General features: G+C 65.2%; 13 protein-coding genes and 2 pseudogenes. 4 read left to right on the top strand and 11 right to left on the bottom strand.

Annotation, left to right across the window (positions count from 1 at the left end):
- Positions 1 to 45: 45 nt before the first annotated feature.
- Positions 46 to 1,608, top strand: a complete 1,563-nt coding sequence (gene pdxR / locus C4K27_RS30575) for a MocR-like pyridoxine biosynthesis transcription factor PdxR (RefSeq protein WP_053263144.1) — start codon at positions 46 to 48, stop codon at positions 1,606 to 1,608.
- A gap of 39 nt (positions 1,609 to 1,647) precedes the next feature.
- The gene (locus C4K27_RS30570; RefSeq protein ID WP_053263143.1) at positions 1,648 to 2,859 is read left to right on the top strand and encodes a YeeE/YedE family protein; all 1,212 of its coding nucleotides are present in this window, start codon (positions 1,648 to 1,650) and stop codon (positions 2,857 to 2,859) included.
- Between the two features lie 134 nt (positions 2,860 to 2,993).
- Here C4K27_RS30570 and C4K27_RS30565 read toward each other — a convergent pair whose 3' ends face one another.
- The 11 genes and pseudogenes from C4K27_RS30565 to aspA form a co-directional block, all read right to left on the bottom strand.
- Positions 2,994 to 4,094 (bottom strand): polyamine ABC transporter substrate-binding protein, encoded by a 1,101-nt coding sequence (locus C4K27_RS30565; protein WP_053263142.1) that lies wholly within the window; start codon positions 4,092 to 4,094, stop codon positions 2,994 to 2,996.
- Positions 4,095 to 4,108: 14 nt separating this feature from the next.
- Positions 4,109 to 5,140 (bottom strand): histone deacetylase family protein, encoded by a 1,032-nt coding sequence (locus C4K27_RS30560; RefSeq protein ID WP_053263141.1) that lies wholly within the window; start codon positions 5,138 to 5,140, stop codon positions 4,109 to 4,111.
- Positions 5,141 to 5,301: 161 nt separating this feature from the next.
- Entirely contained in the window at positions 5,302 to 7,221 is a 1,920-nt protein-coding gene (locus C4K27_RS30555) for an ankyrin repeat domain-containing protein (RefSeq protein WP_053263140.1), read from the bottom strand.
- 71 nt (positions 7,222 to 7,292) lie between these two features.
- Positions 7,293 to 8,285: an AraC family transcriptional regulator gene (locus tag C4K27_RS30550; RefSeq protein WP_053263139.1), complete on the bottom strand. Its 993-nt coding sequence runs from the start codon at positions 8,283 to 8,285 to the stop codon at positions 7,293 to 7,295.
- A gap of 200 nt (positions 8,286 to 8,485) precedes the next feature.
- Positions 8,486 to 9,490: an asparaginase gene (locus C4K27_RS30545; RefSeq protein ID WP_053263138.1), complete on the bottom strand. Its 1,005-nt coding sequence runs from the start codon at positions 9,488 to 9,490 to the stop codon at positions 8,486 to 8,488.
- A gap of 99 nt (positions 9,491 to 9,589) precedes the next feature.
- Entirely contained in the window at positions 9,590 to 11,035 is a 1,446-nt protein-coding gene (locus C4K27_RS30540; protein WP_053263137.1) for an alanine/glycine:cation symporter family protein, read from the bottom strand.
- Between the two features lie 372 nt (positions 11,036 to 11,407).
- Positions 11,408 to 11,651 (bottom strand): annotated as a pseudogene (locus tag C4K27_RS31550) (hypothetical protein); the annotation flags it as partial.
- A 251-nt stretch (positions 11,652 to 11,902) separates the two neighbouring features.
- A pseudogene (locus tag C4K27_RS30530) lies at positions 11,903 to 12,174 on the bottom strand (2Fe-2S iron-sulfur cluster-binding protein); the annotation flags it as partial.
- A complete protein-coding gene (locus C4K27_RS30525; RefSeq protein ID WP_053263134.1) occupies positions 12,147 to 12,812 on the bottom strand; it encodes a YcxB family protein in 666 nt (221 codons plus the stop codon). The gene C4K27_RS30525 and the pseudogene C4K27_RS30530, both read right to left, overlap by 28 nt.
- Before the next feature lie 76 nt (positions 12,813 to 12,888).
- Positions 12,889 to 13,614, bottom strand: coding sequence for a hypothetical protein (locus C4K27_RS30520; protein WP_053263133.1), 726 nt, complete (start codon positions 13,612 to 13,614; stop codon positions 12,889 to 12,891).
- A 288-nt stretch (positions 13,615 to 13,902) separates the two neighbouring features.
- Positions 13,903 to 15,327, bottom strand: a complete 1,425-nt coding sequence (gene aspA, locus C4K27_RS30515) for an aspartate ammonia-lyase (protein WP_007928510.1) — start codon at positions 15,325 to 15,327, stop codon at positions 13,903 to 13,905.
- A 181-nt stretch (positions 15,328 to 15,508) separates the two neighbouring features.
- Here aspA and C4K27_RS30510 point away from each other — a divergent pair, with 181 nt between their 5' ends.
- Together C4K27_RS30510 and purE are read left to right on the top strand one after the other, a co-directional pair.
- Entirely contained in the window at positions 15,509 to 16,426 is a 918-nt protein-coding gene (locus tag C4K27_RS30510; protein WP_009041373.1) for a LysR substrate-binding domain-containing protein, read from the top strand.
- A 392-nt stretch (positions 16,427 to 16,818) separates the two neighbouring features.
- Positions 16,819 to 17,310 (top strand): 5-(carboxyamino)imidazole ribonucleotide mutase, encoded by a 492-nt coding sequence (gene purE / locus C4K27_RS30505; protein WP_007928512.1) that lies wholly within the window; start codon positions 16,819 to 16,821, stop codon positions 17,308 to 17,310.
- Positions 17,311 to 17,314 lie beyond the last annotated feature (4 nt).

Raw genomic sequence — 17,314 nt, 5'->3', positions numbered from 1 at the left:
TTCATAGGTCCATTGGCGGGTCCATTCAGCCGGCCGGGGGAGTCCATGAACAGCCCGACATTGCCGCTTTCCTTCAACCCCGCCGGTATCGAGCTGGACCGCGGCCAGGGGCTCAGCCGCCAGCTGTACCAGGCCTTGCGCCAGCGGGTGCTGGACGGCCGGCTGGCCAGCGGCACGCGCCTGCCGGCCAGCCGCGACCTGGCGGCGGCCCTGGAGATTTCCCGCAACAGCGTGGTGCGCGCCTACGACCAGCTGTACGCCGAAGGTTTTATCGAAGGCCGGGTGGGCGATGGCACCTATGTGGCGCAATTGCCCGAGAGCCGGCTGCCGATCAAAAAGTCGGCGAGAAATTTATCCACAAAAGTATCCACAGGGTTATCACCAGGCTTACCCACAGGGTTATCCACAAAATGCCCGGGTTTGCCTGGGATTACATCCAGTAAAGTTATCCACAGCGAGGCGTTGGAGCGGGTCGAACAGCACCATTTGGCGACTTCGCAAAGCGGTCCGCCACGGGCTTTTCGGGTGGGGATTCCGGCCTTCGATCTGTTTCCGTTCGAGGTCTGGGCCAAGCTGAATGCGGCTTTCTGGCGCAAACCGGATCTGGGCCAGCTGTGTTATGGCGATTCGGCCGGCGAGGAGCGCCTGCGCGGATTGATCGCCGCCTACTTGCGCAGTTCGCGCGGCATGCAATGCACGGCTGAACAAATTGTGATCACCAGTGGTGCACAACAGGGCATAAGCCTTTGTGCACAGTTGCTGGTGAACCCTGGCGACGGCGTGGCTGTGGAAAACCCCGGCTATCGGGCGGCGGGGCATGCCTTTGCGATTGCCGGCGCGCGCCTGCACGGGGTGGCCGTGGATAACGAGGGCTTCGACTGCGGGGCGCTGGCAGCCCTGAGCGATTGCCGACTGGCCTACGTTACGCCGTCCCATCAGTACCCCACCGGGGTCACCCTGAGCCTGGCCCGGCGCCTGGAACTGCTGGCCTGGGCCGAGCGCACCAACGGCTGGATAGTCGAGGACGACTATGACGGCGAGTACCGCTACAGCGGCGCGCCGCTGGCCCCCTTGGCGGCGCTCGACCGGCAGGGCCGGGTGCTGTACGTCGGCACCTTCGGCAAGGTCGCGTTCCCGGCCTTGCGCCTGGGTTACCTGGTGCTGCCACCGGCGCTGGTGCAACCCTTCGCTCAGCGCCGGGCGGTGGATGTGCGCCATTCCGAGGTCAGCACCCAGGCGGTGATGGCCGAGTTCATGGCCGCCGGGCATTTCCAGCGGCATATCCGGCGCATGCGCCGCGCCGCCCTGAGTCGGCGCAACGCCTTGCTGGCCGGCTGGCCTGTGGATATCCCCGGGGTGGGCAAGTTACCGAATGTGGCGGCGGGCCTGCACCTGACGATCCCGGTGCAGAGCCTGGCGCGGGAGCGCGAACTGGTGGCGCAGGCCGCCGCCGTGGATGTCGAGATCAACGGCCTGAGCAACTACTGGCTGCCGGACTCGCCCCAGCCGGCGGACCAGCGCGCTGGCCTGGTGCTGGGCTTCGCCGCGGTGCCCGAAGCCGATATCGCCTGTGCCCTGGAGCGTCTGCGCCGGGCCTGGGGCGTGTGACGGCTATACTCGCGGCCATTGTCTTTGCCGAGAACCCTTATGAGCCTGACTCTTTCCGCGACGCCCGAACGCAAGTTCGGCGCGCCCTTGTTCGCTTTGATCGTGCTGCTGGCCGGCGCTGTATTCCTGCAGGCCCAGGTCGGCTCGCGCCAGGTGTGGCTGTTGCTGCTGGGCGCGGCCCTGGGCCTGACTCTGTATCACGCCGCCTTCGGTTTCACTTCGGCCTGGCGGGTGTTTATCCGCGATCGTCGCGGCGCCGGCCTGCGGGCGCAGATGGTCATGCTGGCGCTGGCGGTGCTGCTGTTCTTCCCGGCCCTGGGCGCGGGCAGCCTGTTCGGTTCGCCGGTCACGGGGCTGGTGGCGCCGGCCGGGGTCTCGGTGATTGTCGGTGCGTTCATCTTCGGCATCGGCATGCAGCTGGGCGGCGGTTGCGCGTCCGGCACGCTGTTTACCGTGGGCGGCGGTAACGCGCGGATGCTGGTGACCCTGCTGTTTTTCATCTGCGGTTCGCTGATCGCCACCCACCATGTGGACTGGTGGTTCGCCTTGCCGTCGCTGCCGCCGGTGTCCATCGTGCAGCGCTTCGGCGTAGCGCCGGCATTGGGGCTCAGCCTCGGTCTGTTCGCCCTGATCGCCCTGGTTACGGTACGCCTGGAGAAGAGCCGCCACGGCACGCTGGAAGCGCCGGTCGACAGCGCGCACCAGGGCTGGCGCCGCCTGCTGCGCGGGCCCTGGCCGCTGGTGTGGGGCGCGGTCGCCCTGGCCCTGTTGAACTTCGCCACCCTGGCCCTGGCCGGACGGCCCTGGGGCATCACCTCGGCGTTTGCCCTGTGGGGCGCCAAGGTCGCCAGCGGGCTGGGGGTGGATGTCGGCAGCTGGGTGTTCTGGCAGGGCGCGGCGAACGCCAAGGCCCTGGCCGCGCCGGTGTGGCAGGACATCACCAGCGTGATGGATATCGGCATCGTCTTCGGCGCCTTGCTGGCGGCGGGCCTGGCCGGGCGTTTCGCGCCAAGCCTGAAGATTCCCGCGCGCTCGCTGGTGGCGGCGGTGATTGGTGGTTTGCTGCTGGGTTACGGTGCGCGCCTGGCCTACGGCTGCAACATCGGCGCCTACTTCAGCGGTATCGCCTCCGGCAGCCTGCACGGCTGGCTGTGGCTGGTAGCGGCCTTTATCGGCAATGGCGTAGGCGTGCGCCTGCGGCCGTGGTTCTTTGCCGAGGAGCGTCAACCGCAAGGGCTGACGGGGTGCTGAAACGCCGTGTATCCAAGCTTCTGTAGGAGCGAGGCTTGCCCGCGAAGGGCGTAAACGATGGTGCGGTATAGCGGCCAGATCGCCGCTGCGCGGCTATCGCGAGCAAGCTTCGTTCCCACGGAAGAACCGGGTAATCAGGTCCCGGCCTTGATCTTGGTCCAGGCCCGGGTCCGTGCCCGTTCCGCGTCGCGAGGTAGCGGCCGCAGGGTGTACAGCGTGCTCATCGCCGCGTCGGTCGGGTACAGGTTGGGGTTGTTGCGGATCGACGGATCGACCCGCTCAGTGGCGTCCTTGTTCGGGTTCGGGTAGCCGACGAAGTCGCTGACCGGGGCGATCACCTTCGGCTGCAGCAGGTAGTTGATGAAGCGGTAGGCATCGTCCGGGTTCTTCGCCCCTTTGGGGATCGCCAGCATGTCGAACCAGATCGGCGCCCCTTCCTTGGGCAGGCGCATGTCCACCACCACGCCGTTCTTGGCTTCCTTGGCGCGGTTGGCGGCCTGGGAGAAGCTGCCGGAATACCCCACCGCCACGCAGATATCGCCATTGGCGATGTCGGCCATGTACTTGGACGAGTGGAAGTAGGTGACGTAGGGGCGGATCTTCAGCAGCAGCGCTTCGGCCTTGGCGTAGTCCGCCGGCTGCTTGCTGTTGGGGTCCAGGCCCAGGTGCTGCAGGGCCAGCGGCAGGATCTCCGACGGCGAGTCGAGCAGGGCCACGCCGCACTGCTTGAGCTTGCTGATGTTCTCTTCCTTGAAGATCAGGTCCCAGCTGTCCACCGGCGCGTTCTCGCCGAGGGCGGCCTTGACCTTGGCTGGGTTGAAGCCGATCAGGATAGTGCCGTACATGTAGGGCACGGCGAACTGGTTGCCCGGGTCGTTGGCCTCGATCAGCTGCATCAGCTTGGGATCGAGGTGGTTCCAGTTCGGCAGCTTGCTGCGGTCCAGCGGCTGGAACACCCCGGCCTCGATCTGCTTGGCGAGGAACACGTTGGATGGCACCACCACGTCGTAGCCGGAGTTGCCGGTCAGCAGTTTGGCTTCCAGCGCCTCGTTGGTGTCGAAGATGTCGTAGACCAGCTTGACCTGGCTGTTCTCGGCCTTGAAGTCTTCCAGGGCCTTGGGGGTGATGTAGTCGAACCAGTTGTAGACGCGCAGGGTGCGCTCTTCAGCCTGTGCGGCACCGCCCAGCAGCGCCGCGCAGAGCGCGGGCAAGAGGTAGCTTTTGAGCCTGTTCATGTGGCGGGTTTCCTTCACTGGGCGTTTTGAAAGCCTTCGAGAACGTTGACGGCGTTGATGCCGATCTCTTCCACGGCGTAGCCGCCTTCCATGACGAACAGCGTCGGCGTGCCCAGGGCGGCAATGCGTTGCCCCATGGCCAGGTAGTCCGGGCTGTCGAGCTTGAACTGCGAGATCGGGTCGTCCTTGAAGGTGTCCACGCCCAGCGATACGACCACTATGTCGGCGCCATAACGGCGGATTTCCTCGCAGGCCTGTTCCAGCGCCGCGCTCCAGCTGTCCCAGCCGCTGCCGGCGGGCAGCGGGTAGTTGAAGTTGAAGCCCTCGCCGGCACCTTCGCCGAGTTCGTCCGCGTACCCCAGGAAGAACGGGAATTCGGCTTCCGGGTGGCCGTGGATCGAGGTGAACAGCACGTCGCTGCGTTCGTAGAAAATCGACTGGGTGCCGTTGCCATGGTGATAGTCGACGTCGAGGATCGCGACCTTCTTGTGGCCCTGGTCAAGGAAGGCCTGGGCGGCGATGGCCGCGTTGTTCAGGTAGCAGTAGCCGCCCATCAGGTCGCCGGCGGCATGGTGTCCCGGTGGCCGGCACAGGGCGAAGGCACTGCGCGCGCCGCGCTGGATCACCGCCTGGGCGGTCAGGGCGACTTGCGCGGCGCTGTAGGCCGCCTGCCAGGTGCCGGCGGTGATCGGCGCGCCGCCGTCGAAGCTGTAGTAGCCAAGCTGGCCGTGCAGGCTGGTGGGGATCACGCTGCGCAGGGTGCGCGCCGGCCAGGTGTAGGGCAGCAGGTCGCCGTCGATGCCCTGGGCGGCCCAGCGGTCCCAGGCGCCCTTGAAGAAGTCCAGGTAGGCGCGGCTGTGGATGCGCTCGATGGGCCCCAGGCCGAAGTCCCTGGGCGCCTCGACCGGGCCCAGGTTGCGATACTTCACGCGGTCCAGCACGTGGTCGGCGCGCGACGGCATTTCGAAGCAGGGCATCAGTTGCCCGTCGATCAGTTCGCAGCGGCCGTGGTGCAGGTGGTGATCGTCCGAGTAGATCGTCAGCATTTCTTGTTCTCCGCAGGCTGGTTCGGTGCTCACAGTCTTGCGGCGCCGGGGCTTTTGGAGAACGGCAGGAGCGGCCAAAAGGGGATCGATATGGCCAAAACCTGTGTCCGCAATTCGCCCCTTGAAACAGCACGGCGCCCCATTGCGGGGCGCCAGCGGGGTCAGCTTGCGGGCGGCGCTTGATCGAAGCGCTGCAGCACCTGGAGCATGTCCTCGCGTTTTTTCCGGGTGAGGATACCCAGCAGCAGGGCGCGGCCGTTTTTCTCGCAGCGCTGGCCGGCATTCGGATCGGCGCCTTTCTCCAGCAGCAGGGTGAACATGTCCAGGGTCTCCTGCTGGCTGACAGTGGGGGACTTGTCGTCGGCGGAGGTCTTGTCGGCGACGAACGTCAGCAGGCTCTGGCCGCCGGGTTGCTGGTTGGAGCAGGTGCCACGACCGTAGTTCAGGTTGAGATTGGCACCGGCTTCGATCAGTTGCCTCATGGCCGTGTAGTTGTTTCCCCAGAACGCCCGGTACAGCGCGGTTTCGTTGTCATCCACGGTGCGCAGTTCGAGGTTCTGCGGGTGTTGCAGCAGCCAGGTGAAGCCTTCGAGGTTGCGCTTCTGCTCGGCCAGTTGCATCAGCGGGGTGTAGCCCCGGCTGTTTTGCTCGTCGATGGCGACGCCGGCTTCCAGGAGGAATTTGAGACGCCCGCCCTGGTTCAGGTCGGGGCTGTCCTTGAGGTCGCGCTCCATGGCCTGCAGGGCCAGGGTGGTCCATTTGTACTGGCCGCTGGTATGGGCGCCGTGGGCCAGCAGCAGTCGGGCGATCTCCAGGTTTGGCGCATCCAGGGCGTGCAGCAGGGCACTGCGCCCGTCGTCGGCCATGACTTCGCCACTGACGCCGCTGGCCAGCAAGCGCCGGACCTCGGCCGCGTCGCCGGCATCCACGGCGGCCACCAGCGGCCAGAAGCCCTGGCACGCCTGCGGGTTGGCGGACTTCAGGCCCAGGCGCTGCAATACGTGCGGCGGCACGCTCAACTGGCGTTGCAGGCGCAGGCCGCAATACAGCCGATAGCGCTCGATAGCGCGGCCCTGGTGGATGTTGTCCAGCGGCCGTTGTTCGAACTGAGCCCAGTCCAGGTCGGCCAGGTTGAGGTAGGTCGGCATGCGCCCGGGTTCCCGGCGCAACACCTCCAACAGCCAGGGGCGGGCGGTTTTCAGCTGGCCGGCCTCGCTGGTCCAGTAGGCGATGTCGTTGAGCAGGCCCGGGTATTCGCTGCGGTCCTGGGCCATGGTGCGAAAGTCATGGGCGGCGAAGAAGTCTTCCACCTGGCGGATGCCCGGCCCCTTGTCCTTGGCTTTGCGCAGTTGCTCGTGGAGTTCGCGGAACCGCGCCCAGACGTCGTCCGCCGTGGCCGCTGGCGCATAGGCATTGAAGGTGATCGGGCCCGTGCCGCTGCTGAAGGGGCGGAACCACTGGGGAAAGCGCTGCAGGGCGTACAACCACTGTTGCTCGATCTCGGTGCCGATCGGTTGCAGCGGCGTGAAGTCCATCTGGGTCAGGTCGCGGCGGTGACTGACGGCCAGCATCGGCTGCTGCGGATAGCGTTGGTCGATCAGCAGATAACGCTGGCTGAGCTGCCAGTCCGGGCTGATGCAATTGAAGCTCAAGGGCGTCAGGCTCAGCCCGACTTCGAGCTGATTGCTCGGCGGCCAGTTGTCCGAGACCTGGATCGGGTCGTCCGGAGAGACGCAGGCCCGCAGTTCCTCGGGGCTGAACAGCGGCAAGGGCGGCGACTTGTAGATGCGCTGCTGGTACTGCGCGTCCTGGTAGGCGTTGAGATAAAACAGCCCGCGGTACTGGCTGAGCACGATCCGCGCCGGCAGCTGCTCAAGGCCTGGCAGGGGGAACGGTTTGATCTGCAGGGTGGCGGTTTCCGGTTCGTCCAGGACGATGCCGCGGGAGACTTGCCACCATTTGATCTTGGCCAGGTCCAGGTCGAATGCCTGGACGGCGGGAGAGATGGCGAGCATCAGCAGCGCCAGGCTGCTCGCGCAAAAGCGGATGTGCCTGGCAACGATGCCTGTAAAGAAGTTCACGTTTGCAGTCCCTTGCCGGTATGAAAGGCCGGCAATGTAATGCAATCGGCGGTTTTATGCCGGGGTTTGTGTCAGGGCCGGAACTGGCTCGGGGCGACGCCGCTCCAGCGCACGAAGGCATGGCGGAAGCTCGCGGTTTCGCTGAAGCCCAGGGCTTCGGCGATGCGGTAGATCGGCAGGTCGTCCTCGCAGAGCATCTGCTTGGCTCGTTCGAAGCGCAGCTCGTCGAGCAGTTCCTGATAGCTGCACCCCAGGTCCTTGAGGTGCCGGCGCAGGGTGCGGGCCGAGCAGTTCATCTGTTCGGCCAGGCCTTCCAGGCCCGGCGCGGCGTCCAGTTGCGCCGCCAGCAGCTGGCGGATGCGTCCGAGCCAGGCCTGGCGCCCGGTGAATTCGGTGTTCTGCTTGCGGCAGCGTTCGGCCATGGCCTGGTGGGTGATGGCGTCCGCCAGGGGTAGCGGCTGTTCGAGCCAGCGCCGGTCGAAGGCGAAGGCATTGCAGGTTGCATCGAATTGCAGCGGGCAGTCGAAGCGCTCGGCGTAGCGGCGCTGGTAGTCGGGCGCGGGGTAGTCGAAGCGGGCGCCGCGCAAGGGCAGCGGATGGCCCAGCAGGTCATCGCAGATGACCTTCAACGACACCAGGCAGAACTCGATATTGAAGGTCGCCAGCGCCGGGTTCTCGCGGTAATCCGCGGCGGTCAGCCAGATCAGCTCGCCGTCCGCTTCCAGGCTCAGCTCGAAAAGTGTTCCCAACAGCGCCGGATAACGCAGCGCCAGGCGCAAAGCGTCACCTAAGGTGGCACTGGTGAGCAGGGCATAACCGAGCATGCCGTAGCTGGAGACGTGCATGCGCCGGCCCAGCTCCAGGCCGATATCCCGTTGCAGGGCCACGGCGTTGGCGCACACCAGCATTTCCTGGTTGGTGGTGATGCGGGTGTCGGCGCGGCTCAGGTCGGCGGCGTTGATGCCGCTGCCGGCCAGCAGCGCGTCACTGGGCAGCCCTTGGTCCTTGAAGGTGTTGAGCATCAGCGACACGGCGTTGAGGGTGGTGAGGTGGGAATGCAGCATGTCCGTTTCCAGCCCGGGGGATGCCGAAAACGGAGCAATTTGTATGCCGCGCTACGTTTCTGCAGGAGCGGCCGGTCGACGTTCGATTGCTCGCGATAGCCGCGCAGCGGCGGTCTATCAGCTACACCGCATCATCGTTGACGTCCTTCGCGGGCAAGCCTCGCTCCTACAGGGGAATTCGGCAGGAGCGAGGGGAGGGATCAGCTCAGCTCGCCGCACAGGTCCAGTTCCACCAGGCGCCGCACTTCGGCGCTGTCCAGGCCGGCGCCCAGCAGGGCGTTGAGCTTGCCGAAGGCCGCTTCGCGGGTCATGCCGCCGCCGGACAGTACGCCGACGCCGCGCAGGCGGCTGCCGGCCTCGTAGATGTCCAGTTCCACGCCGCCTTCATGGCATTGGGTGATGGCCACGATCACGATGCCCTGTTCCCGGGCGCGTTGCAGGCTGGCCAGGAACTGCGGGTTATCGCTCGGCCCGGTGCCGCTGCCGAAGCACTCCAGCACCAGCGCCTGGATGCCGCTGCCCAGCAGGGCGTCGAGCTGTTCGGCAGCGATCCCCGGCACCAGCGGCAATACGCCGACCCTGGCCAGTTGCTTGCCCTGGCGGTAATCCAGCTGCGCTGGAATCGAGGTCGCCTTGGCTGCGCCACCCTGGCGCTGCAACGCCGCGAACGGATGACGGCCGAAGCTGCGGATCTTCGCGCAGCGGGTCGGCGCCAGTAGTTCACCGTGGAAGTACAGGTGCACGCCCGGCGCCAGGCCCTGGCCGAGGGCGACCAGGGCGCCGCCGAGGTTTTCCCAGGCATCGCTGTCGGTCACCCCGGCCGGCAGCATCGAGCCGGTGAACACCACGCGGGCGGGCAGGCCCAGCAGCTGGAAGCTCATGGCCGCGGCGCTGTAGGCCAGGGTGTCGGTGCCGTGCAGGATCAGCACGCTGTCGCAGCCCTGCACGTCGACCGCATCGACCACGGCTTCGCGCAGGCGCTGCCAGTAGGCTGGGGTCATGTTGGCGCTGTCGATCAGCGGCGCCATCTCGCGAAAGCGCCAGTCGGGCACCACCAGCTCGGGCTGGCTGTGCAGGTAGTCGCGCATCCGCGCCTCGAAACCCGAGGCCGGGGCCAGGCCGTGGGCGCTGGCCTGCATGCCGATGGTGCCGCCGGTGTAGAGCACCATGACGTTCTGCGCGGCAGGATAGGTGTTGGCATTCATTGGGGAGTCTCCGGAACGATGACAGCGTGCGGTCGAGCATGACGCCGACCGCAGGGAGTGTCACGTCGGGCGCAAGACATGCGCCCGGTTTTTACCCGATCAGCGTTGCGCTGCGGGAATACCTTGCGGCTGAACGTCGGCCTCGGCAGCAACCGACGGGCTGGTCGGCCAGGCCTTCAGGTCCAGGTCCAGATCGGTAAATTTGCTGGAGTCGAACACTGGCTGGCTGACGCCGGCGCGGCGCTGCTCGTCGTAGTCGCGCATCACGCGCAGGCCGACCTTGAACAGCATGGCCAGGGCCACCAGGTTGACGAAGGCCAGGCAGGTCATGGTGATGTCGGCGAAGGCGAACACGGTCGACAGGTCCTGCATCGAACCCCAGACCACCAGCGCCAGCACCAGGCCGCGGAAAGTCATCAGCGCAGTGCGGTTGCGGGTGAGGAACTGCAGGCTGTTCTCGCCCAGGTAGTAGTTGTAGAGGATGCAGGTGAAGACGAACAGCGACAGCGCGACGCTGACGAACATGCGGCCCCAGTCACCGACCACGGCGGCCAGCGAGTTCTGGGTCAGGACGATGCCGTCACCTTCGAAGCCAGGGGTGTAGAAGCCCGACAGCAGGATCAGCAGCGCGGTGCAGGTGCAGATCACGAAGGTGTCGAGGAACACGCTGAAAGCCTGGACCACGCCTTGGGCGCCCGGGTGCTTCACGGCGGCCACGGCGGCGACGTTCGGCGCACTGCCCAGGCCCGCTTCGTTGGCGAACACGCCACGCTTCACGCCCATGACAATTGCGCTGCCGAGCAAGCCACCGAAGGCCGGGTCGAGACCGAAGGCGCTCTTGAAGATGGTTTCCAGCATGGCTGGGACCTGTTCGATCTGGGTGCCGATCACGTACAGGGTCACGCCGATATAGGCCAGAGTCTTGATCGGTACCAGCAGGTCGGACACCGAGGCGATGCGCTTGATACCGCCGATGAAGGTGATGGCCAGCAGCACCGCCAGGACGATACCGGTGTGTTGTGGGTCGAAGGCAAAGGCGTTCTGCAGCGAGTGGGTCACGGTGTAGGACTGCAGGCCGATGAAGGCGAAGCCGTAGGTGACCAGCAGCAGGATCGAGAACACCACCGCCATGCCTTTGAGCTTCAGGCCGTGCTGGATGTAGTAAGCCGGACCTCCACGGTACAGGCCGTCGCCATCGGCGCGCTTGTAGACCTGGGCCAGGGTACATTCGAAGAAGCTGCTGGACATGCCGACCAGTGCGGTCACCCACATCCAGAACACCGCACCCGGACCACCGAGGGTCACGGCGATGCCGACACCGGCGATGTTGCCTGCACCGACACGGCCGGCAAGGCTGAGCATCAGGGCCTGGAACGAGCTGAGTTGCCCGGCGCTGCCTTTGAGGCTGTCGCGGAACACCGCGAACATGTGGAGGAAGTGGCGCAATTGAACGAAACGCGAGCGGATCGTGAAGTAGCTACCGAGCCCGACAATGAGCACGATCAGTACTTTCCCTGAGAGGAAGTCGTTGATGACTTCGAGCATGGAGTATTCCTCGCTGTTTTTTGTAAAGGCAGAAGCTGGGCGGTCCGAAACATCGAGTTACACACCGTCGCGCGGGCAGCACGACAGGTGGGGCGAGTGTTCGTCCCGGTTCCAATTCGCGGGTTGTTATTAGTTCGGGTTTCCCATGGGGTTGAGCCTCGTTACCGACGGCTGTCCATGTGAAGAGGGGGCGCACTATACCGGTGCGCGCGCCCGCCGTCTGCATGTAGCGCGTCGAGCCGAGGAACGGCAGGCGGGGAAAGGGGCTGAATCGGTTCTTGCGCCGGCGCCTCGGCACGCTTTACCGCCTCCGTAGGAGCGAAGCTTGCTCGCGATGAACGTCAACGAAAATGCGGCGCGGTCCGGCAGGCCTCAGAAGTAGTAGCCGATATTGACGTTGGTCCGGTAGTACCACTGGTTGCTGCCCCACCGAGCTGGTGCTGGTGAAGCCGCTGCCGTTCTCCGCGCCACCGTAGGGGTTGGCGTTCCGGGCCCAGGTCAGGTCGACCCAGGCCATGATCGGCATGGCCAGGAACTGCGCGCCCACGGTGTACATCTGCGAGTCGTCCCAGCCTCTTTGGTTTTTCATCATCCGGCTGTAGCCGCTGCCGAGCTGGCGAGGCTGCGAACGGCACCGCAGGGGCCGCCATCCGGGCGCTGCGGTGCATCAATGGAAGCGCGGTTGGCAGGTTTTGCGGCTGCTGCGCAACCGATCGCAGCCTCGCAGGCTCGGCAGCGGCTACAACAGCCGTTTTGCAGCCTCTCAGCGGTTTTGTGGGTTTGGCGGTACGTAACGGCCGTACAGCCTTTGCCTCGCAACGATTACGTAGCAATTACGTAACCGTTACGTAGCAATTACATAGCGCGCTAGAGGTCCAGCACCAGGCCCGGCTCTTGCAACCGGAAACGCAGACCATCATCGATCGGTTGGCTGCCCGTTCGGCCTTGGTCAGAACACCGTCGCGGTGGTCGATCTCGCCTTCCACCACCCGCGTTTCACAGGAGCCGCAGACCCCTTCGCGACAGCTGTGGTCGATGTCGCAGCCGGCTTCGAGCAGCACATCCAGCAGGCTCAGGCCGGGCTCCACGGACAGGGGCTTGCCGGACTTTTTCAGCTCGACGCTGTAACTGCTCTGGGCGGGCATTTGCTCAAGAACTGTTGCAGTCCTTGTTGATATGCCTGGGGCTGCATGAGGTCACTGTGTTTGGCGATGTGATAGGCCAGGCCCTTATGTTCCAGCTCGGCGCAGGCCACGGCGTAGAAGTCGGGCGTTTCCCGCAGGTGCGCGATCTGCTCCCAGGCCAGCGTGCTCTTGCCGCCCTTGGCGTTGCTCAACGTAAAGCCCCGGTCGTCGAACGCCAGGCAATAAATGCCTTCGGCGGCCTTCAGGGACGCGCGCAACCTGGATTCGATCAAGCGTTGGTTCAGCCCGCGCAACGGTGGGTGGGGCTTGGCAGGCTTGGCGGCGATACGGGCTTGCAGGTGCTGGAGCCAGCGCTCGCAATAGCGCCACCAGAGCGGGATGAAGACCAGCGCGAACAGCGCCAGGGCGATGAGCTTCTCTGGCGTGAAGCGCTGCTCGGGGAAATAGATCGCCAGGGCGCCGCCGACCAGGCACAGGACGAGCAGCAGGGGCCCGAGCAGGCGGCTCTGCCAATGGGCGACGCTGCCCATGATCCGCGCCTGCTGCTGATCATGCTCGAGCATTGCCTGCCGCAGTTTTTCGGCGAGCCTGGTTTCGGTGTGTGCGGGGGTGATGCTGAACTGCAGTTCCATGGGGGCTGATTCCGATGTCCATGTTCGGTTGAGGGCGGCAGTCTAGCGGTTTGGGCAACGCCCGGCCGCTCGCCGCTCAGGCTGGAAACTGCTGTATATGTTGTTCCACCCACTGGAACAGGCGCTCGTCGAGCAGCGCTCGGTAGCGGTTGTAGGCGTCCTGATGGCTGTTGAAGAGCGGGTCCTGATTGACCCGCGCGGCCAGCGCGGCAGGGCTGTCGCTCCCGGTATGGCTCGCCCTCAGGTGTTTCTGTCGCTGATCGGCCTGTTCCAGGGTGTCCGCCAGGGCGTCCAGTTGCAGGTGCCTGAATTGGGCGATGACCTGGGGCAGGTGAAAGTGCAGGGCACTGTCAAAGCCTTCCCAGTCCTCAAAGGCCAGCCACTCGTGGAGCACCATGAAGCAGCGCGGCGCCGGTGCCAGTTGTTCCAGCGCCTCGAAGGCCAGCCAGTACTGGCGCGGCAGTTGCTCCTCGGTTTCGATGGCCTGGGCGATCAGGTCCAGGGCCCGGCCCTTGTCTCGGTGATGTTTGCGCAGGATGCGCTGGGTCAGGGTGAAGCGTGCTTCTTCTATAGCGTGCAGGGCACGGTTCAGGTCGTAGCCGGCGTTGTGCAGGTGTTCGCGGGCTTGCTCGGGAGGCAGGCCGGACTTGTCCAACAGTAACTGCAACAGCTCGGACTTGTAGAGCTCGGCGGCTTGCTGGGGATTGCCCGCGCAGCGGGCCAGCAGGGTTTGGGCGTGGCGCAGGCCGATGGGGATCAGGTTGCGCAGGTGTTGAAGGGCCTGGATGTGCGTCGGGTCCATCGACGGGATGCCTTGGTATTCGTTGCCGGTCGCGGCGGGAGGTCGATTATCTACCCTGATGGCCGGTTGTGCTTGGCCAAAGCCTGGGCGAAGTATCGCAAAGGCCTGGATCTGTAGCCGCTGCCGCAGGCTGCGATCGACCGCGAAGCGGGCGCGGCGGTTTCAAGGGCAGGTAAAGGAGCAGGCAAAAAAAAGGGCTTGGAGAAGAATCTCCAAGCCCTCAAAAGGTGAGAGGTGTCTAGTCCCTCGACCTGGTGAGCGGTGCCCTGTGGCCAGGGCGGGCGTTGGTCAGGCTTTGAGCGGGACCAGACGCGGGGCAATCATGTTTTCCGGGCGCAGGATGTCGGCGAGCATGGCGTCGTCGAGCAAGCCTTCTTCGCGCACCAGTTCCAGTACGCCGCGGCCGCTTTCCAGGGCGATGCGGGCGATACGGGTGGCGTTTTCATAGCCGATGTACGGGTTCAGCGCGGTGACCAGGCCGATCGAGTGCTCGACCAGTTCGCGGCAGCGCTGCTCGTTGGCGGTGATGCCGGTGATGCAGTGCTCGCGCAGCATGTCCATGGCGCGTTGCAGCAGGCGGATCGAGTCGAAGATCTTGAAGGCGATCAGCGGCTCCATCACGTTCAGTTGCAGCTGGCCGCCTTCGGCCGCGATGGTCAGGGCCAGGTCGTTGCCGATGATCTGGAACGCCACCTGGTTGACCGCTTCCGGGATCACCGGGTTGACCTTGCCGGGCATGATCGAGCTGCCTGGCTGACGCGCTGGCAGGTTGATCTCGTTGATCCCGGTACGCGGGCCGCTGGACAGCAGGCGCAGGTCGTTGCAGATCTTCGACAGCTTGACCGCGGTGCGCTTGAGCATGCCGGAGAACAGCACGAAGGCGCCCATGTCGGAGGTGGCTTCGATCAGGTCGGCGGCCGGTACCAGCGGCTGGCCGCTGATGGTGGCCAGGCGCTGGACGGCCAGGGCCTGGTAACGCGGGTCGGCGTTGATGCCGGTACCGATGGCGGTACCGCCCAGGTTCACTTCGGTCAGCACTTCCGGCGCCAGGGTCTTCAGGCGGGCCAGGTCTTCGCTCAGGGTGGTGGCGAAGGCGCGGAACTCCTGGCCCAGGGTCATCGGCACGGCGTCTTGCAGCTGGGTACGGCCCATCTTCAGGACGTGGCTGAATTCTTCACCCTTGGCGGCGAACGACTGGATCAGGCTGTCGAGGCTGGCCAGCAGCGCGTCGTGGCCCAGCAGCAGACCCAGGCGGATCGCGGTCGGGTAGGCGTCGTTGGTCGACTGCGCCATGTTCACGTCGTTGTTCGGGTGCAGGTACTGGTATTCGCCCTTGCTGTGGCCCATGGCCTCCAGCGCGATGTTGGCGATGACTTCGTTGGCATTCATGTTGGTCGAAGTGCCAGCGCCGCCTTGAATCATGTCCACCACGAATTCTTCGTGGAAGTCGCCGCGGATCAGACGGGCACAGGCTTCGCTGATGGCAGCGTGCTTGGCTTCGCTCAGGTGACCCAGCTCGCGGTTGGCGTCAGCAGCTGCCTGCTTGACCATTGCCAGGGCCACGACCAGTTTTGGGTAGTGCGAAATCGGAACGCCGGAGAGGCGGAAGTTGTTCACCGCTCGCAGGGTCTGGATGCCGTAATACGCTTGAGCAGGTACTTCGAGTACGCCAAGCAGGTCTTTTTCTGTGCGGAAAGATGCAGCGGAGGACATGATAGAAATCATCTCGATATGGACCCGGTCTGTGCCGGAACGCTGCGAATCCTAGGCCTGCGGGAAAATTTGGGCCAATGCTGTTAAACACTGGCCTATGCATAAACGGCATAATGCCCGTGTGACGCCGCTTGCGCGGCAAGCGTGTGATCTAAAATGGTGCGTTCCCCGGGAGGACGTGATGAATCTGGAAAGCAAATGGCTCGAGGACTTCAGTGCCCTGGCCGCCACCCGCAGCTTCTCGCAGGCCGCCGAACGGCGCTTCGTGACCCAGCCGGCTTTCAGCCGACGGATCCGCAGCCTGGAAGCGGCGCTGGGGCTGACCCTGGTCAACCGCTCGCGCACGCCGATCGAACTGACGGCGGCGGGGCAGCTGTTCCTGGTGACCGCGCGCACGGTGGTCGAGCAACTGGGCGAAGTGCTGCGGCACTTGCATCACCTCGAAGGCGGGCAGGGCGAAGTGATGCAAGTCGCCGCGGCGCACTCCCTGGCCCTGGGCTTTTTCCCGCGCTGGATCGCCCAGTTGCGTAACGAAGGCCTGAACATCGCCACGCGGCTGGTGGCGACCAACGTCGGCGACGCCGTGCATGCCCTGCGCGAAGGCGGCTGCGACCTGATGCTGGCCTTCTATGACCCGGACTCGGCCATGCAGATGGACCCGGAAATCTTTCCTTCGCTACACCTGGGCCAGACCGAGATGCTGCCAGTGTGCGCGGCGGATGCCGCCGGCAAGCCGCTGTTCGACCTGGAAGGCGAGGCCAGCGTGCCGCTGCTGGCGTACAGCGCCGGGGCGTTTCTCGGGCGTTCGGTGAACCAGCTGCTGCGCCAGCGCAACCTGCGCTTCACCACGGTCTATGAAACCGCCATGGCCGACAGCCTCAAGAGCATGGCCCTGGAAGGCCTGGGGATTGCCTGGGTGCCGCACCTGAGCGTGCGCGCCGAACTGGCCCGTGGCGAACTGGTGGTCTGCGGCGGCGCGCAATGGCATGTGCCGCTGGAGATCCGCCTGTACCGCTGCGCCCTGGTGCGCAAGGCCAACGTCCGGCTGCTGTGGCGCAAGCTCGAAGGCGGCGCGGCGCAGGGCACAGGCAACACCTGACCTGTAGCCGCTGCCGAAGGCTGCGCTCGCTCTGGGCGGCACTCCGTCGCAGGGGCCGCAAAACCTGGCGACGCGGTCTGTCTGAAGGAGTGGGAATACCCCCTTTGCGCCGGCTTCGCCGTCGATCGCAGCCTGCGGCAGCGGCTACAGGAATCTGGCAACGATCCTGGCCTATGCTGACTGACCCCGAAGTCAATAAAACCGCCGCTTTGCGCTTGAAACATGGTGTATGACAGATGGTCGGCAAAAGTGCGTTTAATGCACCTTTTTCGGTATACTGCGCGGCCTTCGGCCGGTTCGTCCGGCCATAATTCGCACATTCAAGCCACGCACTCCGCGTGGCTTGTTGTTTTTGACGCGCCCGCGGGCGCCCAGAGAGAAGAGGCACGACGATGAGTGCATTGGTTGGCGTGATCATGGGCTCCAAGTCCGATTGGTCCACCCTTAGCCACACCGCCGATATGCTGGAAAAGCTCGGCATCCCTTACGAGGTGAAAGTGGTCTCTGCCCACCGCACCCCGGACCTGCTGTTCCAGTACGCCACCGATGCCGAAGCACGTGGCATCGAGGTGATCATCGCCGGTGCCGGTGGCGCGGCCCACCTGCCAGGCATGTGCGCGGCCAAGACCCACCTGCCGGTGCTGGGCGTTCCGGTGCAGTCGTCGATGCTCTCGGGCGTCGACTCGCTGCTCTCCATCGTGCAGATGCCCGCGGGCATTCCGGTCGCCACCCTGGCCATCGGCAAGGCCGGCGCGATCAACGCCGCGCTGCTGTCGGCGAGCATCCTTGGCGCCAAGCATCCGCAATTTCATACTGTGCTGAAAAAATTCCGCGCTGAGCAGACAGACAGCGTCCTGGACAATCCAGACCCACGCATCGCCTGAGGTT

This window comes from Pseudomonas chlororaphis subsp. chlororaphis (assembly GCF_003945765.1).
Lineage (GTDB): Bacteria > Pseudomonadota > Gammaproteobacteria > Pseudomonadales > Pseudomonadaceae > Aquipseudomonas > Aquipseudomonas chlororaphis.
The sequence above is the reverse complement of the archived record's forward strand: the minus strand, read 5'-3'. Positions and strand labels throughout refer to the sequence as shown.